Raw genomic sequence first — 21,794 nt, forward strand, 5'->3', positions numbered from 1 at the left:
TAGAGTCAGCTCGTCCACCCCATCGATACAAGGAGCTCGCAATGGCCGTGCAGATCGGTTTTCTGTTGTTCCCAGGCGTCCAGCAACTGGACTTGACTGGCCCCTATGACGTGCTGGCGGCGCTGCCGGATACGCAAGTGCATTTGCTGTGGAAGGAGCCAGGGCCGATCAGCTCCAGTGCCGGGATGCTGCTGCAAGCCACCACTGGCTTCGCCGCCTGCCCGCCCCTGGACGTGCTCTGCGTACCGGGCGGGGCCGGCGTCGGGGCCTTGATGGAAGACCCACAGGTGCTGGATTTTCTCCGCCAGCAGGCCACCCAGGTGCGTTACCTGACCTCGGTCTGCACCGGTTCCCTGGTGCTCGGCGCCGCCGGCCTGCTACAGGGCAAGCGGGCCACCACCCACTGGGCCTACCACGAGTTGCTGGCGCTGCTGGGGGCTATTCCCGTCCATGAACGAGTGGTGCGCGATGGCAACCTGTTCACCGGCGGCGGCATCACCGCGGGCATCGACTTCGCCCTGACCCTGGCCGCCGAGTTGTTCGACCCACAGACTGCGCAGCGGGTGCAGCTGGATCTGGAATATGCCCCGGCCCCGCCCTTCGACGCTGGCAGCCCGGACACCGCCCCCGCCCCCCTGGTGCAACAAGCCCGCCAGGCCACCACGGCCTCCCTGAACAAGCGCCGGGAAATCACCCTGCGCGCCGCCGCCAGGTTGCAGGCCGGCTGATCCGGCACCCTCAGGCGCGGCGTACCGGGCCGTGGCGGTCGCTGGCCAGCAAGGAGTCAATGCCGCCATCGCCATAGACCCGCTCGACCCTGGAGATCACCACCTGGTAACCGGCGTACCAACGCCGGTACTGGCGCTTGGCGGCAAGGTGCCGGGGGTCGCGGGCGAAAGCCTGGATCGATGCCTCGTCCTCCCAGTAGTAGCTGGCGTTGACCAGGCCCTGGCCAGCGTTGGTCCAGGACTGGGCACCGACGAAACCCGGCAGGCTGGCGGCAACTTCGTCGATGGTCGCGCTCAAACGCTGGAACTCTTCGTCGGCCTGGCCGGGCTTGTAGATAAAGGCGGCGATGTACATGCTCGGACTCCATTGGGGAAAAATCAGCTCGGCTGGGTCATCAGCGCCAGGCGCAAGGCCAGGGCCAGCAACACCGCCGCCAGCAGCCAGGACTGCAACCTGGCAACACCTGCCGTACGAGCGGCCAGGCCACGGCCCAGCGCGGCACCAAAGACTCCCAGGCAGGTATGAAAGACGCCGCTGACCAGGGTCAGGACCAAGCCCAGGACCCCCAATTGCCAGGCGATGCTGCCCTGTCCGGGGCTGACGAACTGCGGTAAGAAGACCATGAAGAACAACAGCGCCTTGGGGTTGAGCAGGCTGTTGCCCATGGCCCGGACGAACACCGTGGCCAGCGGCGCCCGGGGCGTGTCGGCAAGGTTCAAGCCCGCCCTGCTGCCCAGGGCCTTCCAGGCCAGCCACAAAAGGTAGGCGACCCCGGCATAACGAATCAGGTCCAGGGCCGGCGGCCAACTGGCCACCAGGGTGGTGACGCCGGTGGCGGTGAGCAGGGTCAGGCAGATATCCGCGACCCCGATCCCCAGCCCCGAAGCTATCCCTCCCCGCCAGCCATAGGCCATGCCCTGGCTGAGGACGAAGGCCATGTTCGGCCCCGGTGACAACAGCAACAACAGTACGGCACCGATGAAGATCGATAGGGTCGTCCAGTCCGGCATGCTTGTGCGCTCCTGCGGGAAAGCCGGTAGATTAGGGGCCCTTCCTGATACAAACAAAAAACTGTTCTAGATACACCGGGAGCCCAGCAATGCGCCGCACTCGCTACAAGGCCATCGTCGATGATTTCGCCCTGCGCATTCGTGCCGGGCAGTTGCCGCCCGGCACCCAGTTGCCCACGGTCCGGGCGCTGATGGCCAGGGAGCGGGTAGCCCTGGCCACCGCCTTGCGGGTCTACCAGGAGCTGGAAGCCATTGGCCTGGTGGTGGGTGAGGCCGGGCGCGGGACCTTCGTACGCGATAGCAGCCTGTGCCGGGGGATGGGCCTGGAGCAGCAACCGGCCAAGGACTGCGAGGTGGACCTGTCCTTCAACTACCCGGCCCTGCCCGGCCAGGAACAGAACCTGCGTGAGGGCCTGCGGGCCATCGCCGCCTCCGGCGACCTGGATGCCCTGCTGCATTCCGCTCCCCAGGGCGGGCGCCTGCACGAACGCCAGACCGCGGCCCGGCACCTGCGCAATCGCGAGATCCGCGTCGGTGCCGAGCAGGTGCTGATCGTCAATGGCGCCCAGCAGGGGCTGGCGGTCAGCCTGCTGGCGCTGCTGCGGCCCGGGGATGTCCTGGCGGTGGACGCCCTGACGTACCCGGGCCTCAAGAGCCTGGCCCTGGTCCACCGCCTGGACCTGGAACCCCTGCCGCAGATCGATGGCCTGACCGACCTCGACGCCTTGGAAGAGCTGTGTCGCCGGCGGCCGGTGCGCGCGCTGTACTGCATGCCCACCCTGCACAACCCCCTGGGCACGGTGATGCCCCTGGCCCAGCGCCAGCGCCTGGTGCAACTGGCCCGCGAGCATGACTTCTGGCTGATCGAGGACGGTGCCTATGCCTTTCTCGCCGAACCGGCGCCGCCACCACTGCAGACCCTGGCGCCGGAGCGCACCTTGTACATCTCGGGTTTGTCCAAGAGCGTCGCCTCGGGGCTGCGCATCGGTTTCATCGTCGCGCCCCCGGCGTTGATCCCGGCCCTGGAACGGGCGATTCGAGTGTCCAGCTGGAGCACCCCGACCCTGACCGTGACCTTAGGTTGCCTGTGGATAGAATCGGGGCTGGTGGACAACCTGGAAGAGCAGAAGCGCCACGACGCCCGCCAACGCCAGCACCTGGCAGCACGGGTGCTGCAGGGTTGCGATTACCTGGCCAACCCTTCGTCCTACTTTCTCTGGTTGAAGCTGGAGGACGGTCGTCGGGCCGACAGCGTGGTGGCGGCCCTGGCCCGGCAGAAGGTAACCGTGACCTCGGCAGATCCCTTCGCCACCACAACCCACACACCCCAGGCGCTGCGCCTGGCCCTGGGTTCGATCAGCCCGGCGCTGCTGGAGCAGGCGCTGCACAAGGTGCACAGCGAAGTCACCCGGTGACCGACCGGAGCCTCGCCGTTGCGGGCTCCGGCCCGATGAAAACCCAGGCGAAAAAAAACCCGCCGAAGCGGGTTTCTTTCAAGACCATCATGACATCCTGTCTGCAGCATCCGTGCTAATGGTCGATCTTCCGTAATCCTGAAGCGCGTCCTGCGCTGCAGTTGTGGGAAGAGATATTAAACATGTACCTGGGTAGGCAGAAGGCGCATTGAAATACAGCGCGTGTAGGAAATTGGCTATAGCGCACCTACGCAATCCCCTAGATCAGCCCGCCAGGGCCTGAACCGCCAAAGCCGCGACCTTGAGCTGGTGCCGGGCCCCCGCTTGATGATCGTCCTGGAGAAACCAGGCGGCGGACAAGCCGCTGAAGGCCAGCACCCACTGCACCAGCCGCTGGGGTTCCAGATTGGCCGCGCAGGCGACCACCCGTACCTGGCGCTCGAAACGCAGGGGATCGGTGGCACTGGGCAGGTCCGGGTTGCAGATCAGGTTGGCAAAGTCGAACGTGCGCTCGCCGTACACGCGCTTGGGGTCGATTACCAGCCAGCCACGCTCGCCGAAATCCAATACGTTGTCGTGATGTACATCGCCATGCAGGACCACTTCATCCCGAGGTGTTGCGAGCAGGTGCTCGGCCATGGCCAGGCTCTGGACGAACAGGCCGCCCTGTTGTCGTGCCGCCTCATGCAGGTCCTTGAACCAGTGGTCCAGCGCCAGCAAGGGTGGCCGGGGGTCAGGCCGTGGCGCATGCAGGCGCGCCAGGGTGGCGCAGACGATCTGGCTGACCGCGTCGTGGTCACCGGCCAGGGCCATGCGCATCAGCGAACCCGGCCCCATGGCCCGCTCCATCAGCAGCGCAACGTCTTGCTGGGCATGTACCCGCGCCGCGCCCTCACCGCCCCACCAGGCCATCAGCCGGTTACCGGCCTGTTCGTCTTCATCCAGGGCGATCTTCAGCATCGCCGGTGCGCCCGTCTCCAGGCGCACCGGCAACAGGCGACTGCCGGGGGTCACGATGGGTTCGCCATCGGCCAACAGGCGCCAGCGTTCAATGTAGGTTGCAAACACAACAGCAGCTCCGAGCGGTCAGCGACAAGCTGCAAGTTTCAAACGGCCCGGGCACCAGCGCAAGGTTGATGGCCCGGCAATCATTGCTGGCGCAGGTAGTTCTCGATGTTGCCCATCTGCTCGTCCCAACCGCGGCTGTTCATGCGAAAGGCCTTGAGCCGGCGCTCGGCGGGAATGGCGTCGAACCCCGATTCGCTGACCCGCAGCAAGGTGCCTTCGGCGTGTTCGTCCAGCTCGAAGCGCACCAGGGTGGTGGGCTCGCTCGAGTAGTCGTGGCCCGGCTCCACGGCATAAGGGTGCCAACGGAAGGAGAACAGCTCCTCGGGCAGCATCTGCTCCACCTGCACCTCCAGCACCAGGTGCTCGTAACCGGGGTAAGTGATGGCGCCACGGGTCCGCTGGCCCGGAGCGAAATGCTCGCCAGCGAGTGTCACGCCGAACCAGCGGCCGAAGCTCTCGGCCTCGCTCAGCGCGGCCCAGACCTGCGCCGCACTGGCCTGGAGCAGGATCTTGCGTTCGATACGATCTGAAGAATTCATAAGCCACCTCCAGTGATGAACACTAGACCGCCCTGGGTCGAGCGCAACCGTCAGTTGCTTGCGGACCGGCCCGGCGGCCATGGATAAAAATGCTAATGTCACCCACCCAACGCTTTTGCAAAGGACCTGCTATGCCCCTCGCCCTCCTCGACCGCTATCGCGGCAGCCTGCTGGGCCTGGCCTGCGGCGATGCCGTCGGTACCAGCGTCGAATTCAAGCCTCGTGGAAGCTTCCCACCCGTTACTGACCTGCAAGGTGGCGGACCGTTCAACCTCAAGCCCGGCCAGTGGACCGACGATACCTCGATGGCCCTGTGCCTGGGGGAAAGCCTGCTACGCAAGGACGGGTTCGATGCCGCCGACCAGATGGGCCGCTACCTGAACTGGTGGCAGTGGGGTTATCTGAGCGCCACCGGCGAATGCTTCGACATCGGCATGACCGTGCGCCAGGCCCTGGCCGACTATCAGGAACATGGCCAGCCCTTCGCCGGTTCCAGCGATCCCTATACCGCCGGCAATGGTTCGCTGATGCGCCTGGCCCCCGTGGTGCTGTTTTTCTACCCTGACCTGGCCCGGGTCCGGCAGTTCGCTGGCGACAGCTCGCGCACCACCCATGGCGCCGCCGAAGCCATCGAATGCTGCCAACTGTTTGCCAGCCTGATCGCCAGGGCCCTGGCCGGCGCCTCCAAGCAGGAGTTGCAGGTGGTGGAGGACATGCGGTTCGAGCAAGCCAAGGTGGCGACCCTGGCGCGCGGTAGCTACCTGAGCAAGGGCCGCGAAGAGATTCGCGGCAACGGTTACTGCGTGGACTCCCTGGAAGCGGCGCTGTGGTGCTTCCAGCACAGCGACAACTACGCCGATGCGGTGCTGGCCGCGGCCAATCTGGGGGACGATGCCGACACCACCGCCGCCATCGTCGGCCAACTGGCCGGAGCCTTCTACGGCATCCAGGGCATACCCGGGCCCTGGCTGGCCAAGCTGCACATGGGCCAGGAGATCCAGGCCATGGCCGACGACCTGCTGGCCGCGGCCCAACGCCAAGCGCCCGCCCGGCCGTTGCACGGCAGTTGCCTGTGCAAGGCCGTGCAATATCAGGTCGAGCGCCTGGACATGCCCATCGGCCACTGCCATTGCCAGACCTGCCGCAAGGCCCACGCCGCTGCCTTTGCCTCCACAGCCGGGGTGATGCGCGAACACTTCCGCTGGCTGCGGGGCCAGGAACACCTGAGCAGCTACCAATCGTCCCCGGGCAAGCTGCGGCACTTCTGCTCGGTCTGCGGTTCCCACCTTCTAGCTGAACGTGCAGGACAACCCCATGTGATCCTGCGGGTAGCGACCCTGGACGATGATCCTGGGCAGATGCCGCAGATGCATATCTGGACCTCCCACGATGTGCCCTGGCTGGCCCATGCAGGCCTGGACAGCTGGCCCGAATGGCAACCCGGCCGCGACTAGACTGCGATTCTTCCCACTGACCGATTGCGAGACCCTCCATGCGCCCAACCCTGATCCTGGCCCTTGCGCCCCTGCTGCTGGCGCCATTGGCCCACGCCGACGAATGCAGCGATGCTCCCGACCAAGCCGCCCTGAACCAGTGCGCCAGCGTCCAGTACAAGGCTGCGGACAAGGAGCTGAACAGCCTGTACCAACAGATCAGCCAGGGCCTGAAGAACCAGGCGCACAGCAAGCAGCGGCTGGTCAGCGCCCAGCGCGCCTGGGTGGCATTCCGCGATGCCGAGTGCGGCTACGCTACCTCGGGCGTGGAAGGTGGCAGCCTCTACCCATTGGCCTATAGCCAGTGCATGACGGCACTGACCAAGGCCCGGGTGGAGAACTTCAAGAACTACCTGAAGTGTGAGGAAGGTGATGTGAGCTGCCCGGTGCTGGGACGGTAGAAGGCGCCTGTCTCCAGCCTCGTTGGACTGTTGCCCCACGCGCCATGTCGTGAAAAACGTCTGGGCCTTGTACGGCGCAGTGGGCTGTACCGGTGGTTTTCTTTGCAATTGGATCTTGCATTTATCCGTCGCCACCGCAGAATCACCCCGCTTTGCCTGGCCGCTTGCGCAGGCAGTGCAATTCCCCCCCTATTGCAAAGGAACCTTCGTTCATGGATAGAAGCGCCAGCGCCCGTCTCGGCTCGCTGATCCTCTCGTTGTCTGCTCTGGCCCTGACCGGATGCAAGGAAGAATCCAGTCCCAAGACCGTGGCCGCCGCGCCTGCCCCGGCACCCGCCGCCATGGTGATTCCCGTGTGCGCCAACGGCGAATGCGCAGTGCTGGACCAGAACGGCTCGGTGCTGGTCGGTGCCGACAACGACTATGAGGCTGTCGTCACCCTGCCCCTGGACAAGAGTTTCCTGTTCGCCAAGGACGGGACCTGGAACCTGGCCAGTGCCGACGGCAAGCAGATCCTGCTGGCCAATTTCACCGATGACCTGCGTCTGTTGACCCCTGGCTACTTCGGCTTTGGCAAGGACGGCAAAGTGGGCGTCATCGACCAGAGCGGCAAGGAAGTCCAGCCGCCGCGTTTCGATGACCTGTACGTCGGAGGCCAGAACGACTTCATCGTCTATGAATTGAACGAGAAACGCGGCCTGCTGGACGCCAAGGGCCAGGAACTGACCCAGGCGCTGTATGACAGCAGCGTGGTGCGCGACGACTTCGCCAAGCGCGGCTGGTGGATGACCGCCGAACGCGGCGAAGAAAAGTGGGCGTTCAACCTCAAGACCCACGAGCAAAAGAAAGTCGCGTTCGACAACATCGACAGCGCCGCCAACGGGTACCTGGTGGTCAGCAACGACCAAGGCAAGTTCCTGGCCGATGCCCAGGCCCAGCTGGTCGGCGGTACCCAGTACTACTGGCTGGGCGTGCCGGGCGAAAGCCGGGTGGCCTTCAGGGAAAAATACGACAGCCCCTGTGGCTACCTGGACTTGCAAGGCAAGACGGTGATCCAGGCCCAGTTCAGCACTTGCGAAGTGTTCGGCAAGCAAGGAGCGCTGGTCACGGCCAAGGGCGCCGATGGCGAAAGCGGCAAGATCGGCATGATCGACCCGCAGGGCCAGTGGAAAGTGCAGCCGGTATACGACTCGGCGGAACCGGCAGGCTTCAGTCCCTACGGCCTGTTCCCCCAGGTGGCCGGCCTGAACCAGATCGGTACCCTGCAAAGCGCGTTCACCGCGACCTACGGCATCTTCGATGTGGACAAGGGTGTCGAACTGTTCAAGCCGACCTACACCAATATCGGTGCAATCACCCCCGACCTGTTCGCCTTCAGCACGCCTGACAGCCCGACCAAGCCGGTCACCCTGTTCGGTGAGGCGACCAAGACCGCCACCGTCGGCCTGATGGACGCCACGGGCAAGGTACTGATGGAGCCAGGCCAATACGTGGACATCCACCTGGACAGCACCGGTCACTACCTGCTGGCCAGCGAAGACACCTCGCCGCTGGCCACCGTAGCGCTGCTGGACATGAAGGGCCAACGCCTGATTCCCGGCAAGTGGCAGGAGCTGGTCATCGATGAAGCCCGTGGCGCGATCTTCGGTTATGCCGTGGAAGGCCTCGGCGACGACCAGACCCGCACCATCAAGGCGCTGTACCGCATGGACGGCACCCCGAGCTTCCAGGTGACCCAGGTCGAATGCGGTGCCGAACAAGTGCTCGATGGCCAGGGCAAGGTGCTGTGGCCAACCAACCCACAAGAGCACTGCCCACAGCCCGACGAAGACGGCCCAGCCGAGGGTTGACCCTTAGTTGAGCGGCCACGGCTGCGATCAAGCCTGCTAGGATGCGGGCTTGATCGATTCAGCCAACCGGCCCAGATGGGGCCCGACAGGAACTGTCTCCCATGCTCAACGCTTTGCTCTTCGACCTTGACGGCACCCTGGCCGACACCGATGCCCTGCACCTGTTGGCCCTGCAACAACTGTTGCAGGAGGAAGAAGGCCGGGACTTCGGCCATGAGGAATTCATGGCCCATGTCAGCGGCCAGGCCAACGCCAACATGTGCCGCTACCTGTTCCCCGAACGCAGCGTGAACGAGCACGAGGCCTTTGCCGAGCGCAAGGAACAGCGCTTTCGCCAACTGTCAGCACAACTGGAACCGATGCCCGGACTGTTGCGCCTGTTGGATTTCGCCGAGCAGCACGGCATTGCTACCTGCGTAGTGACCAACGCTCCACGGGCCAACGCCGAGCACATGCTCAAGGCCCTGGGCCTTGAACAACGCCTGCATCAAGTGCTGGTGGCCGAAGAACTACCCCGGGCCAAGCCCGATCCCCTGCCCTACCTTCGCGGCCTGGAATGCCTGCGTGCCAGCGCCAGTGCAGCCCTGGCCTTCGAAGACTCGGTCCCGGGGCTGACAGCCGCGGTCGGGGCCGGTATCCCCACCTTCGGCCTGGCCACCAGCCAACACCCCCGGACCTTGCTGGAGGCGGGTGCCCACCGGGTTATCCGCGACTTCGACGACCCGCAACTGTGGTCGGAGATCCATCATCGGCTCGGTCTGCCTGCCTAAGGAGCTGCCAGAGCCTGCGCCAGCCACCACTGCAGGCTCTAATGACCCACCACCTGCCAACCACGCACCTCGCACCTCGCACGTCAGCAGCCTGTCCGGTTACGCCGGGTGGGTATCCGCAGCGCCGGCGCTGAACTGCACGGTTTGGCAGGCACGCCGTACAGGCGATGAACTGGCGGTGCAGGGCAAAATACGAAGGAAGTGGGGATTCAAGCGAGGAGTCGGGAGGGAGAAAGGGTGCTCGCCCATTACTTCGGCAGTGGTATCTAAGCCGAAGCCCCCCTTTGGCTGGGCGAGCAGGGAGCCATGTTACGTGGGAGGCCGCAACTGGCTACATCAGATAATTCCTAAAGACCTGTGGGATTCTGGAAAAAACCAATGCGCGTTTTCCTAAACGCGACCTTTTTTTCACAGCTCTTTCACCTCGCCAGCATTAGATTGAGAGCCACTCCTTAACGAATCCCATTTGGCCCGCTCATCGCGGGCTTTTTTTTGCCTGGCGTTCTGCTGCCACCACGCTTGTCAGCGGCCTACGTTGAAATCGCGGATTATCGGCAGCAACTGAGACTACGGCAGCAAGTGCTCTTTCATTGTCTCGAAATGGACATTGCACTTTATGATGGACACCCTTTGTCCTGCCTGGAGGCGATGCATCCATGTCCGACCTGCTTGTAGTTTCGTCCATCGACAGCCTGGCGGTACCGGTCACCAGCATTGCCGTGGATTATCCCAACGGCCATGTGATCCCCTCCCACAGCCATCCCCGCTCGCAACTGGCCTATGCCATCGAAGGCGTGTTGGTGATCGATACCCAATCCGGACGCTGGGTGGTGCCGCCCAGCCGCGGAGTCTGGCTGCAGGCCGGGGTCGAGCACCGGGTGCGCATGCGCGGGGCTGTGCGCATGCGCAGCCTGTTCGTCAACGTCGACGCCATCAGCGACCTACCCGAGAACGACTGCGTGATCGAGGTCTCGCCGTTGCTGCGCGAATTGATCCTGGCCGCCTCCCAGGTCGATGAGCACTACCAGGCCGATAGCCGCGATGGCCGGCTGATGCGCCTGATACTCGATGAAATGCGCTCGCTGCCAGTGTTGCCATTCAGCCTGCCCTGGCCCCAGGAACCGCGCATGCTCCAGGTCTGCCAGGCCCTGGCCGAAGACCCGGCGGACAACCGCACCGCCGAGCAATGGAGCGACCGCCTGGCCATGAGCGCCAAGACCTTCCACCGCCAGTTCCAGCGCCACACCGGCATCACCTTCGGCCGCTGGCGCCAGCAGGCGCGGTTGTTGATGTCCCTGGAGTGCCTGGCCCAGGGCATGCCCGTGGTGCAGGTGGCCCTGCAACACGGCTACGACAGCCAGAGTGCCTTCGCCGCCGCCTTCAAGCGCCAGTTCGGCACCCCGCCATCGGAGTTCTACCGCTGAGCATTCAGGCCCGGCGCAGGAGCAATCCGGCCAGCACGCACAACAACATCGCGGCCCCAGCCAGCAGGAAGGCATCGCTGTAGGCCATGAGCAGGGCATCGCGATGCAACACCCGGTTCATCAATTCCAGGGCCTGTCGGCGCAAGGGCGCGGCCGCCGCCGAATGCAGCGCGCTGGCGTAGTCCAGCGGCACCTGGGCGAGCATCCGCACCCACTCCACCAGACGCTCCTGGGTGGCCTGGGCGAACAGGCTCACCGACTCGCCAATGCGCTGACCATGGAATTTCTCACGCTCCACCACCACCTGGCTGGACAGGGCGATACCAATGGCGCCACCGACGTTGCGCACCATGGAGAACAGCCCCGAGGCCGAACCCACCTGGTCTTTTTCCAACCCCTGGATGGCCATCACCCCCAGCGCCACCACCACCAGCGACTGACCGATGCCACGGATCACCAGCGACGGCACGATGACGTTGACCGAGGCATCGGGGTTCAGGTGCATGTTCATCAGGCAACCGATGCCGGTAATGGCAAAGCCGGCGATGATGATCGTTCGCGCGCTGGTCCAGCGCATCAGGTGCGGTGTAGCGAAGGACATGGCGAACTGCACCAGGCCGTAGGGAATCATCATCAGGCCGATCTGCCGGGCGTTGTAGCCGTGGATCTCGGCGAAGTAGTTGGGCACCAGGAACACCACGCCGAATACCACCGCACCGAAGGTAAATTGCATCAGGCTGGCGATGCCGAAGTTGTAGCGAGCCAGCAGCCGCAGGTTGATCAGTGGCTGCGGGCGACGCAGTTCGATGACCGTGAAGGCCAGCAGGCCGACGCAGGCCAGCACCGCGCAGTTGACGATGAACGACGAGGCCAGCCAATCATGGCGCCCGCCCTCCTCCAGCATGATCTGCAAGGCCGCCAGGCCCACCGCCATGCTGGCGATGCCGCCCCAGTCTCCCTGGCGCAACTTCTCCAGGACCATGGGCTGCGGGCGCACCGACCAGCCGATGGCTGCCAGCAGCAGCAACCCCGGTGGCACTTGCAGGTAGAAGATCCAGCGCCAGGAGTAAGCATCCGTGAGCCAGCCGCCCAGGGATGGGCCCGCCGCCTGGGCGACGTTGTTGGCCACTGCGAACAGCGCCATGCCCAGGGGATGGCGGGCCGCCGGCAGCTCGGTGACGATCAGTTGGAACGACAGCGGGATCAGTACGCCGCCAAAGGCTCCCTGCAGCACCCGCGCCAGGATCAGGCTGTGGATGTTCGGCGCCAGGGAACAGGCGATGGAGAACAGTACGAAGCCGGCGGTACCGACCATCAGCACCCGGCGCATGGAGAACACTGACACCAGCCAGCCGGTCATGGGGATGATGATGATCTCGGCCACCAGGTAGGCGGTGGTGATCCATGAACCCTCCTCGAACGTAGCGCCCAAGGAGCCGCGCACATCCGGCAGCGAGGCGTTGGTCACGTGCACGTTCATTCCGGCCATGAAGCAGCCGACCACGCTGCCCAGCACCGCCACCCAGGTACGCAGGCTGATCGCCGGCACTGCCTCGGCCGCTGGCTCGGCCAAGCGCTCGGCACTAGTCATGGCGGGTATCCACGGTCACCACCACCGACATGCCTGGGCGCAACTCGGCCTGGCGCGGCTGCCCGGGGTCCAGGTGGATGCGCACCGGCATGCGTTGCACGATCTTGGTGAAGTTGCCGGTGGCGTTGTCCGGTGGCAGCAGGGCGAACTGCGCGCCAGAAGCCGGGGCGAAGCTCTCCACCCGACCGCTGAGCCGTTGGCCACCCAGGGCGTCGACCTCGACCTGGGCGACTTGCCCGGGGCGCATGCCGTCGACCTGGGTCTCCTTGTAGTTGGCCACCACGTAGGCCTCCTGGGGCACGACCGCCAGTAGCGGCGCCCCCACTTCCACATACTGCCCCGCGCGCAGGCTGCGTTGCCCGGCGACCCCATCCACGGGGCTGCGCAGCTCGGTACGGGCCAGGTCGATACGGGCCAGGCGCAACTGGGCCTCGCTGCGGGCCACGCCGGCTTCGAGCTTGTCCAGCTGGGCCCGGGCACTCTGCTGCTCGGTATCGAGCACCGCCACTTGCTGGCGGCGCGCGGCCAGGCTGGCCCGGGCAGCGACCAACGCAGCGTCGGCCTGGCGCGCCAGGGCATCGGCGCTTTCCAATTGCTGCACACTACTGACCTGCTGGCTGGCCAGGTGCCGTTGCCGGCGCCCTTCCTGGCCAGCACGCAACGACTCGGCCTGGGCCGCGCTCACTTGTGCCTGGGCTTCGCCGATCAGGCTCTGCTGTTGCTGCTGGCGCGCCCCCAGGTTGGCCAACCGGGCTTGCCCCGTGCGCAATTCGGCACGGGCTTCGCGCAGCACGGCCTCGGCCTGCTCCACCCGTGCCGAGTAATCGCTGTCGTCGATCCGAGCCAGCAGGTCGCCGGCCTTGAGTAGCTGGTTGTCACGTACCTCGACACTGGCCAGGTAGCCGGCCACCCTGGGCGCGATGGTGACGATATCGGCACGCAGGTAAGCATTGTCGGTCACCACCAGGAAACGACCGTTGAACCACCAGTACAGGCTCCAGGCCAGGATCAGCAGCAGGCCCAGGACCAGCCCGGCGTACAGCAACAGGCGGCGTCGGGTCAGGCCATGGATAGGGGAAGCGGAAGTAGAAGCGGTATCGGTCATTGCAGGGACTCGCCAGTGGCTTGAGAGGAGGAAGAGCGAAAGGACGATGCGTGGCTGTCACGGTCCACGGTGGGCAGGATCACCGGCGGGGCATCGCGCCAGCCGCCACCGAAAGCCTTGAATACCAGGACCTGGGCGTCGATCAGTTGGCCGTCGGCCCGCGCCGCCGCGGATCGGGAAGCCACATCGGTGCGCTGGGCATCGAGGTAGTCCAGGGCACTGGACGCTCCGGCGGCGCGGGCCAGGCCGGCCAGGCGCAGGGCCTCGTGGTTGCGTTCGGCCGCCAGCTGCAGGTCCTGCTGGCGCTGCCCGGCGGCCTGGTAGTCGCTCAGGGCCTGGCGCTGCTCCTTGAGCGCCACCAGGATGCTGCGGTCGAATTCCGCCAGCGCCACGCTTTCACGGGCATCGGCCTGGGCGATCCGGGCACGTACTGCGCTGATATTGGGAAAGCTCCAGGACAGCAACGGTCCCAGGCGCCAGACCGAGGCGTCGCGCTCGTCGAAACCGTCAGGATGATGGGCCGAACTGGCGATCCCGACACCCAGGCTGATACGCGGATAGAGCTCGGCCCGGGCTACGCCGATACGCGCCGTGGCCGCCGCCAGCCGACGTTCGGCCTGGCTCACGTCCGGCCGCCGACGCAACATGGCCAGGGCATCATCGCCCGGCAGGCTGGCAATCAGCGCCGGAGGCTGGCGACAGGCTTGCGCCCGGGCCGGCACATCACCCGGCAGGCGTCCCAACAGTACCGCCAGTTCGGCCAGGGCCCGCTGGCGCCCGGCCTCCAGTGGCGGCACGGCGGCGCGCACCTGGCCCACCAGCCCCTCGGCCCGGGCCACGTCCAGGGGCAGCGCGGCGCCGGAACGATGCAGCTCGGCAGTCAGGTCACGGCCCTGCTCCACCAGTGCCAGGGACTGGCGCGCCACATCCAGGCGCTGGCCATAGCTGCAGGCTTGCAGCCAGGCGCGGGTGGTCTCGGCGGCCACCACCACCCGCAGGCCGTCCTCGGCAGCCCTTGCGGCGTCGGCATCGGCCCGGGCCGCTTGCTCCAGGCCATGCAAGCGACCGAACAGGTCCATCTCCCACTGCACATCCAGGCCGATGCCGTAGCGAGTACCGGTGCGGATACGTCGGTTGTCGCCCAGGGCCGCTTCCAGCTGGTCGTCCGCCGTGCTGCCATAACCGGCGTTGGCCGACAACTGGGTCTGCGGCTGGTCCAGGGTATCGGCTTCACGCAACAGGGCCCTGGCTTGCAACAGGTTGGCCGCCGCCGCCCGCAAGTCGCGGTTCTGCCCCAGGGCTTCCTGCACGGCGGCATTCAGCGCCGGGTCCCGGTACAACCGCCACCACTGGTCGTCGGGTTCCGGGGTCGCGGCTGGCGTGGCGGGCAGCTCCAGGGTGGTGCTCGGCGGCCGTTGCGGGCCGACGCTACAGGCGCCCAGCAGGGCGCACAGGGCCAGCACGGGCCCACGATGAATAGGCATGAGGGGGTACTCGATGGTTCGATGCACCTCACTTTAAAAAGGCCCCTGACGACCGTCTAACGAGAATTTCCTTTTAACCATCGCAAAATGGTCATTTTCTGCCGCTCGTCCGACGCTGTGCTATCGAACTGGCATCCCAGGCCTGCCCCAAGGCTGTCGCCCAGCTGAACGAACGTGCGCCAGTCCAGCCACCCCACGAGGCCGTGGATACACTTTGCCACTCCTCCTTTCCCTCCTTTCGATCGATCGCCATGACCGAAGATTTCGAAGTGCCCAGCCCCCACGAACAGCATGTGGAACACGTGAGCGAACAGGCCCATGCCCGCAATGACAGCTTCGCCAGCAAGATCGCCGTCACCACGGCGATCATGGCCACCCTCGGTGCCTTGCTGAGCTACCAGGCCGGCTCCAGCGAGAGCCTGGCGGCGATGGACAAGAACAATGCGGCGATGAAAAAGACCGAGGCGGCCAACCAGTGGAACTACTACCAGGCCAAGTCCAGCCGGCAGAACCTGGCGGAGCTGGCAGCCCACATCCCCGGGGTCGACGCCAAGCACTACAGCATCGAGGCCCAGCGCTACCAGAAGGAAAAGGAAGCCGTGCGCCTCAAGGCCGAAGCCCTGGAAGCCCAGGCCCAGGATTGGGATGAACAGTCCGAAGCCGCCTTGCACCAGCACCATCGCTGGGCCCAGGCGATGATGGCGATCCAGATCGCGATCTCGATGGCGGCCATCACCCTGCTGACCCGCAAGCAATGGCTGGCGCGCCTGGCCTATGGCACGGCCGGGGCCAGCGTGCTGCTGGGGTCGTTGGCCTGGTTGCATATCTAGCGGCGCGCCTGGAAATCCTCGAGGGCTGCCTGCGTTTGCCAATCCGCCCCCCAACCAACCCCGCCACGGGCCGGCGCAGGACCGGGCCGCTCCTGGCAATGGGCCAGCTCGCCCGGCGAACGGCTGCTACGCTCAGCGCGAGCCGGATCCTACCTGCCCGTGCTCCTGGCTCATGGACCTTTACCCCTCAAACCACCAAGAACCTTGAGGAACGCATCATGGGATCAAATGGAAATGATCACGACTACATCCAGTGCGGATGCCACAACCCGGTCTGGGAAGCGCTGAAGCACAGCCTCGACCCGGCCCGCTACATGGCCGGGCTGCCCCGCGAAGCCCATGGCCCGCTGCAGGAGCCGGACGGCGCATCCATCGTCTTCACCAATGGCACCATCTATCCCCTGCGCGAGGGCAATATGGACGACCGGGTCGATGCCCTGGGCATCCATGCCGGCGATGTGGTGGCCGTCGGCACCCTGGCCGAGGTCAAGGCGCGCATGCAGGACTTGAAGCTCGCCTACACCACCCAGGACCTGGGCGGCAGGACACTGCTCCCCGGCCTGGTGGAACCCCATGCCCATATCGTGCAGAGCTGTGCCATGGATGGCTGGTTGAACCTGGGCGCCATCGTCAATGACGTCGATACCGACCCCGACAGCAAAACCTTCAACCATGACGAGCGGCAGAACCAGCGACTGCGCCCCGTCTATGACTGGAACTGGCTCAAGAGCACCATCCAGGCCCAGCTCCCCAAGGACAACTCGACCTGGATCCTCGGGCACATGGTCGACCCGGCGCTGATGCCGTTCAAGGTGGTGCCCGGGGGCCAGAACCAGCTCATCACCCTGGGCTGCGGCTTCGACGAAGAAGTCGGCAACCTGGACAGCATCGACAAGCTGCACCCGATGCTGCTGGTCAGCGCCTCGATGCACACCGCCTACCTGAACAGCGCCGCCAGCGAACGGGTCACCCAGGCCGGGATCACGGTCACTAACGGCACGGTGCAGGAAGAGGATGTGCTCAAGGCGATCCTGGTCATTCCCCTCAAGCAGCAACTGGAGATGCTCAACATCTTCAAGCGCCTGGACCACTACTTCGCCACCGCCGCGCGGCGCGGTATCACCCTGTTGTACGACGCCATGATGGACCCCATCTCCAAGCTGCTGCTGGATGCCTATTTCCTCAACCATCCGCGGACCCTGCGCATCGGCTACGCCGCGGCCTGCAACGGCACGGCCAAGAGCATCAGCCAGCTACCGGCCTATCAGGCGGCCACCCGCGAACAGGCCAAGCGCATGTACCAGGGCTCGGTGAAACTGGTCTCGGACGGCTCCAACCAGGGGCTGACCGGTTACCAGACCGCCGATTACTGCTGCAATGCCGGTACCCGCCCCAAGGGCAACTTCAACTTCTGCGATGAGGGCGAGCAGGATCCGCAAGACCTCCCCGTCACCTACCAGGACCTGGTCCAGGCCGTCGCCGCCAAGGGCTGGCCGCTGATGATCCACGCCAATGGCGACCGGGCCATCGACTTCACCCTGCAGGCCTACCAGAAAGCCTTCGAGCAGGGTGTGGGCCTGAACAAGCGCCACCGCATCGAACACTGCTCGCTGCTCAGCGAAGATCGCCTCAAGACCATGGTCAAGCTGGGGCTGTCGCCCAGTTTCCTGGTGGGGCATGTCGGCTACTGGGGCTACGCCTTCCAGCAGGCGATCTTCGAGAATCGCGCCGACACCATGCTCGACCTGTGCCAGATGGCGCTGGGCAAGGACCTGCGGATCTCCCTGCACAGCGATTGCACGGTCACGCCGCTGGGCCCGCTGCGCTCGATGGAGCAGGCGGTGACGCGCAAGATGGAAGGCCTGCGCCTCCCAGGACAGACGCCTTATGTGCGGGACCCGCAACAGTTGCCGGTGCTCAACCCCGAAGAGTGCCTGACGCGTAAACAAGCGCTGAAGGCCATCACCTACGATGCCGCCTGGCAGTGCAATGCCGAAGCCTGGACCGGCTCCCTGGCTGAGCGCAACTTCGCCGACTTCGTGATCCTCGAGCAGGACCCGCTGGACGAAAACGTCCCAGCCACCAGCCTCCGCGACATCACGGTGCATGAGACCTGGAAAGGCGGCCAGCGGGTGTACTCCAGCAGCGCCAGCTGACACCTCGGCAAGCCCTCTCCCGCAGCACCGGCGATGGTGTTGCGGGACACTCGGGCCGTTGCAGATGCCAACACTCAGGGAAAGGTAAAGGCTCGCGCCAGAGGGCGAGTGCCGTCCAGCCGCTCCCCTGGCAAACACACAGCCAGCGTCTGATCCGGTCAGCAGGCCCAGGCAGCGGCGTCGGCGAAGAAGGCCCGGGCGTTGTCTTCCAGGCTTTCCAGGTGATAACCGCCCTCCTGGACGATCAGGCATGGCAGGCCTAGGCCGCGGATACGCTGGCCCAGGCTGGCGAAGCCGGCACGGGTTACCGCCACCTTGCTTTGCGGGTCCAGCTCGAAGATGTCGAAGCCCAGGGACAGCACCAGCACCTGGGCATCGAACGCCCGTACCGCGGCCAGGGCCTGCTCCAGCCGCGCGAGGAAATCCTCTTCGCTGGCACCGTGGGCCATGGGCAGGTTGAGGTTGTAGCCCTGGCCCGCGCCGCTGCCACGTTCCTCGGCAAAACCGGCGATGCCCGGGTAGAAGTTGGTGGGGTCGCCGTGCACCGAGACATACAGCACGTCGCTGCGCTCGTAGAAGATTTCCTGGATGCCCTGGCCGTGGTGCATGTCGGTGTCGAGCACCGCGACCCGGCTGTATCGCTCCCGCAGCACCTGGGCGGCGATGGCCGCGTTGTTCAGGTAGCAGAAGCCACCGGCAGCCTCGGCCCGTGCATGGTGCCCCGGCGGGCGGCACAGGGCGTAGGCCACCGGTTCGCCATCGAGCAGCGCCCTGGCCCCGGCGATGGCGCTCTGGGCCGACCAGTAGGCCGAGCGCCAGGTCCACTCGCCCACCGGGCAACTGCCGTCGGCCAGGTAGCGCGCGGCCTGGGCCAGGACACCACGCAGGGCATTGGGCTCACGCACGAAGATGTTGGACATGACCTCCTCGCCCCAGTCCTCGGGGATGTCCTTCCAGCGCCGATGGGCCTGTTCGAGGAACTCCAGGTAGGCCGCACCATGCACTGCTAGCAAGGGTTGCAGGCCGGCATCCAGCGGTTGCTCCAGGGCGAAACCCAGGGTGTGTACCGCCTGCACCAGGCGCCGGGCTCGCTCGGGCACTTCCTGGGGCGTGCGCATCTGGCCCCGGGAGAAATAGCTCCGGGGATGGTGAAGCAATTGTTCGGGGTGGAAAAAACTGCGCATGCAAGGCTCCTCAGGCGACCCGGCCGGCACGGGCCAGCACGGCGTTAAGCAGGACATCGGCGCCCTGGCGCACGTCCTCGGGCAAGACATCTTCGGCTTCGTTGTGGCTCAGGCCGCCGACACAGGGAATGAACACCATGGCGGTCGGGCAGTAACGCGCCAGCAGGATCGCATCATGGCCGGCGCCGCTGACGATGGACTGCTGAGGGTAGCCCAGGCCGTCCACTGCCTCCTGCACCGCTGCCACGCAGTCGGCGTCGAACGGCGTGGCCGGGCTGATCCAGTGGCGGCTGATGCGCACCTTGAGCCCCCGTTGCCGGGCGATCTCCTCCAGGCGCTGCTGGACCTGTTGCTCCATGGCGACGATCTGCTCGTCCTGGTGATGGCGCAGGTCGACGGTGAATTGCAGCAGGCCGGGAATGGTATTGCGCGAGGATTTGGCGATGCTCAACTCACCCACGGTGGTCAGGCCCTCGGGAGCGAAATCGGCGGCCAGTCGCTCCACCGCCAGGATCATCTGCGCCGCGCCATACAGGGCGTCCTTGCGCAATGGCATCGGCGTGGTTCCGGCGTGGGCGGCCATGCCTTCGACCTGGATGTCGAGCCAGCGGATGGCCTGGCCACCGCTGACCACACCGATGCTCTTGGCGTTGTCTTCGAGGATCGGTCCCTGCTCGATATGCGCTTCGAAGTAGGCATCCACCGCCCCGCCCAAGGGCCGCTGGCCGGCATAACCGGTGTTCTGCAAAGCCTGGGCGACACTGATACCCTCGGCGTCGCGCACCGCCAACGCTTCTTCCAGGGCCATCGCCCCGGTGAACACCGCCGAGCCGAACATCGCCGGGGTGAAGCGCGCGCCCTCTTCGTTGGTCCAGACCGCCAGCTCCAGCGGCTTGCAGGTGGCAATGCCCTGGTCGTTCAGGCTGCGCAGCACTTCCAGACCCGCCAGCACCCCGTAGACCCCGTCGAAACGGCCGCCTTCGGGCTGGGTGTCCAGGTGGCTGCCGATCATCACCGGCGCAGCCTGCGGGTCGGTCCCGGGGCGCCTGGCGAACAGGTTGCCGATGGGATCGACGCTCAGGCTCAGCCCGGCTTCGCGGCACCAGTGGGCGAACAGTTCGCGACCGGCCTTGTCTTCCTCGCTCAAGGCCAAGCGGCAGCTACCGCCACGGGCGGTGGCGCCGATCTCGGCCATGGCCATCAGGCTCGCCCACAGGCGTTCGCCATTGATCTTCAACATCTTCAGGTTCTCCAGACAGTCAGGCGTGGGATGCCATTTCCAGGCGATGGGCAGCGGCGTGCCGGCGCGCCAGGGCTAGCACGCACAGCAGCGATACAGCGGCGATCAGGCTGTAGAACAGCGCCATCGGCCACCATTGGCCGAGAAAACGATGGGCCAGCCAGGTGCCGATCAAGGGCGTCAGGCCACCGGCCACAGCGCCGCAGACCTGGTAGGCCAGGGAGATCGCGGTGTAGCGCACCCGGGTCTCGAACATGCCGCTGACGTAGCCGGCGATCACCGCATAGAAGGACGCCATGCACACCACCGCCAGGGCGATGCCGAGGATCATCAGCGGCGCCTGGGCCGAACTCACCAGCACGAACATTGGGTATGGCGAGGCCATGGCCAGTAGCGCCACCAGGCACAGGAAGCGCGTGGCGCCGATCTTCTCGGCAACCCAGGCGGCCAGGGGCTGGATGCAGAACTGGATGATCGCCACCACGAATAGGCACTCGAGGATCAGCGACCGGGGAATCTGCAGCTGCTGGGTGCTGTAGGCGATCATGAAGGTGTTGGTGAAGTACACCCCGGCGATTCCCAGGGTGTTGGCGCCGATGCACAGCAGCAACGGCCGCCAGGCGCTGTGCAGGACTTCCAGTACCGGCGCCTGCTCATGGCGGGCAGCCTTGGCGGCGCGCTCGCGGCTGGCGAGGAATTCCGGCGACTCCTCCACCCCCAGGCGAATCGCCAGGCCCACCACCAGCAACAGCGCACTGGCCAGGAACGGCAGGCGCCAGCCCCAGCTCATCAGGGCTTCCTCGGGCAAGCGGGTCACGGCGCTGAACGCCAGCAGCGAGAGGATCAACCCGGCCGGGCTGCCCAGCTGGGCGAAAGAGGCGAAGAAGTTGCGTCGGCCCTTGGGCGCATGCTCGCCGGCCATCAGTACTGCCCCGCCCCACTCGCCACCCACGGCGATGCCCTGGACGATGCGCAACAGGATCAGCAGCACCGGCGCCGTGGCACCGATCTGCGCGTAGGTCGGCAACAGGCCGATGCACACCGTGACCACGCCCATCATCAGCAACGTGATGACCAGGGACTTCTTGCGCCCGATGCGATCGCCGATATGGCCGAAGATGATGCCGCCCAGGGGCCGGGCGAAGAAGCCCACGGCGAAGGTGCCGAAGGCCGCCATGGTGCTGAACAGCGGGTCGCTGGAGGGGAAGAACAAGGCGCCGAATACCAGCGCCGCGGCCGTGGCGTAGATGTAGAAGTCGTACCATTCGATCATGGTGCCGATGAACGCGGCGGCAGCGGCCCGGCGCGGTTGAGGCGAGGCGGAGGACATGGATCAGGCTCCCTTGATTGTTGTTCTGGCAGGAGGACGGTGCAGCACAGGCGCCTTCTGCGGGCGCCGTTGTGGAGTGGATTTATCCGCGGCCGGGGATAATCAGTCAATTTTCTATTGGTTATCTCGATTATTATCCTGGCTTATTATCAAGCCCTCGCCCGCCCCAGAGCCT

Annotated in this window: 19 protein-coding genes and 1 pseudogene; 10 read left to right on the forward strand and 10 right to left on the reverse strand. The window is 65.7% G+C overall.

Going from position 1 to position 21,794, the window contains the following annotated elements; translation table 11 throughout:
• Window positions 1–41: 41 nt before the first annotated feature.
• Window positions 42–728 (forward strand): isonitrile hydratase, encoded by a 687-nt coding sequence (gene inhA, locus I9018_RS21650; RefSeq protein ID WP_241107476.1) that lies wholly within the window; start codon window positions 42–44, stop codon window positions 726–728.
• Window positions 729–738: 10 nt separating this feature from the next.
• On the opposite strand, the gene I9018_RS21655 is transcribed toward inhA, so the two are convergent.
• Together I9018_RS21655 and I9018_RS21660 are read right to left on the reverse strand one after the other, a co-directional pair.
• Window positions 739–1,083 (reverse strand): DUF4188 domain-containing protein, encoded by a 345-nt coding sequence (locus tag I9018_RS21655; RefSeq protein ID WP_241107477.1) that lies wholly within the window; start codon window positions 1,081–1,083, stop codon window positions 739–741.
• A 23-nt stretch (window positions 1,084–1,106) separates the two neighbouring features.
• Window positions 1,107–1,739, reverse strand: a complete 633-nt coding sequence (locus I9018_RS21660) for a LysE family translocator (protein WP_241107478.1) — start codon at window positions 1,737–1,739, stop codon at window positions 1,107–1,109.
• An 89-nt stretch (window positions 1,740–1,828) separates the two neighbouring features.
• On the opposite strand from I9018_RS21660, the gene I9018_RS21665 reads away from it, so the two are divergent.
• A complete protein-coding gene (locus I9018_RS21665; RefSeq protein WP_241107479.1) occupies window positions 1,829–3,154 on the forward strand; it encodes a PLP-dependent aminotransferase family protein in 1,326 nt (441 codons plus the stop codon).
• Between the two features lie 264 nt (window positions 3,155–3,418).
• Here the strand turns inward: I9018_RS21665 and I9018_RS21670 are convergent, their stop codons facing one another.
• Window positions 3,419–4,222 carry an aminoglycoside phosphotransferase family protein gene (locus I9018_RS21670; RefSeq protein WP_241107480.1) on the reverse strand — a complete coding sequence of 268 codons (804 nt, stop codon included), beginning with the start codon at window positions 4,220–4,222 and terminating at the stop codon, window positions 3,419–3,421.
• Window positions 4,223–4,302: 80 nt separating this feature from the next.
• On the reverse strand, window positions 4,303–4,761 hold the full coding sequence (locus tag I9018_RS21675; protein WP_068582651.1) for an SRPBCC family protein: 459 nt from the start codon (window positions 4,759–4,761) through the stop codon (window positions 4,303–4,305).
• Between the two features lie 131 nt (window positions 4,762–4,892).
• Here I9018_RS21675 and I9018_RS21680 point away from each other — a divergent pair.
• The 6 genes and pseudogenes from I9018_RS21680 to I9018_RS21705 form a co-directional block, all read left to right on the forward strand.
• Window positions 4,893–5,708: pseudogene (locus tag I9018_RS21680) on the forward strand (ADP-ribosylglycohydrolase family protein); the annotation flags it as partial.
• Window positions 5,709–5,765: 57 nt separating this feature from the next.
• Entirely contained in the window at window positions 5,766–6,215 is a 450-nt protein-coding gene (locus I9018_RS21685; protein ID WP_346780112.1) for a GFA family protein, read from the forward strand.
• A 38-nt stretch (window positions 6,216–6,253) separates the two neighbouring features.
• The gene (locus I9018_RS21690) at window positions 6,254–6,655 is read left to right on the forward strand and encodes a lysozyme inhibitor LprI family protein (RefSeq protein WP_068582674.1); all 402 of its coding nucleotides are present in this window, start codon (window positions 6,254–6,256) and stop codon (window positions 6,653–6,655) included.
• Window positions 6,656–6,867: 212 nt separating this feature from the next.
• A complete protein-coding gene (locus I9018_RS21695) occupies window positions 6,868–8,505 on the forward strand; it encodes a WG repeat-containing protein (protein WP_068582676.1) in 1,638 nt (545 codons plus the stop codon).
• Between the two features lie 101 nt (window positions 8,506–8,606).
• Window positions 8,607–9,275 (forward strand): HAD-IA family hydrolase, encoded by a 669-nt coding sequence (locus tag I9018_RS21700; RefSeq protein ID WP_068582679.1) that lies wholly within the window; start codon window positions 8,607–8,609, stop codon window positions 9,273–9,275.
• 665 nt (window positions 9,276–9,940) lie between these two features.
• Window positions 9,941–10,699: a helix-turn-helix transcriptional regulator gene (locus tag I9018_RS21705; protein WP_228022328.1), complete on the forward strand. Its 759-nt coding sequence runs from the start codon at window positions 9,941–9,943 to the stop codon at window positions 10,697–10,699.
• 4 nt (window positions 10,700–10,703) lie between these two features.
• On the opposite strand, the gene I9018_RS21710 is transcribed toward I9018_RS21705, so the two are convergent.
• From I9018_RS21710 to I9018_RS21720, 3 genes are read right to left on the reverse strand one after another with little or no spacing between them, the layout of a single operon-like run.
• Entirely contained in the window at window positions 10,704–12,290 is a 1,587-nt protein-coding gene (locus I9018_RS21710; RefSeq protein ID WP_068582688.1) for a DHA2 family efflux MFS transporter permease subunit, read from the reverse strand.
• Entirely contained in the window at window positions 12,283–13,395 is a 1,113-nt protein-coding gene (locus I9018_RS21715; protein ID WP_241107481.1) for an HlyD family secretion protein, read from the reverse strand. Before I9018_RS21715 ends, I9018_RS21710 begins: the two co-directional genes overlap by 8 nt.
• Entirely contained in the window at window positions 13,392–14,879 is a 1,488-nt protein-coding gene (locus tag I9018_RS21720; RefSeq protein ID WP_241107482.1) for a TolC family protein, read from the reverse strand. Before I9018_RS21720 ends, I9018_RS21715 begins: the two co-directional genes overlap by 4 nt.
• Before the next feature lie 251 nt (window positions 14,880–15,130).
• Between I9018_RS21720 and I9018_RS21725 the strand changes: the two genes are divergently transcribed.
• Both I9018_RS21725 and I9018_RS21730 read left to right on the forward strand, forming a co-directional pair.
• Complete coding sequence (locus tag I9018_RS21725; protein WP_185702191.1) at window positions 15,131–15,709, forward strand: DUF4337 domain-containing protein; 579 nt, start codon at window positions 15,131–15,133, stop codon at window positions 15,707–15,709.
• A 218-nt stretch (window positions 15,710–15,927) separates the two neighbouring features.
• The gene (locus I9018_RS21730) at window positions 15,928–17,865 is read left to right on the forward strand and encodes an amidohydrolase family protein (RefSeq protein WP_241107483.1); all 1,938 of its coding nucleotides are present in this window, start codon (window positions 15,928–15,930) and stop codon (window positions 17,863–17,865) included.
• A 158-nt stretch (window positions 17,866–18,023) separates the two neighbouring features.
• On the opposite strand, the gene I9018_RS21735 is transcribed toward I9018_RS21730, so the two are convergent.
• From I9018_RS21735 to I9018_RS21745, 3 genes are read right to left on the reverse strand one after another with little or no spacing between them, the layout of a single operon-like run.
• Complete coding sequence (locus tag I9018_RS21735) at window positions 18,024–19,049, reverse strand: histone deacetylase family protein (protein ID WP_241107484.1); 1,026 nt, start codon at window positions 19,047–19,049, stop codon at window positions 18,024–18,026.
• A 10-nt stretch (window positions 19,050–19,059) separates the two neighbouring features.
• Window positions 19,060–20,289, reverse strand: a complete 1,230-nt coding sequence (locus I9018_RS21740; RefSeq protein ID WP_241107485.1) for a Zn-dependent hydrolase — start codon at window positions 20,287–20,289, stop codon at window positions 19,060–19,062.
• Between the two features lie 19 nt (window positions 20,290–20,308).
• Complete coding sequence (locus I9018_RS21745; RefSeq protein ID WP_241107486.1) at window positions 20,309–21,619, reverse strand: MFS transporter; 1,311 nt, start codon at window positions 21,617–21,619, stop codon at window positions 20,309–20,311.
• Window positions 21,620–21,794 lie beyond the last annotated feature (175 nt).

The organism is Pseudomonas sp. MPFS (genome assembly GCF_022537035.1).
GTDB lineage: Bacteria > Pseudomonadota > Gammaproteobacteria > Pseudomonadales > Pseudomonadaceae > Aquipseudomonas > Aquipseudomonas sessilinigenes.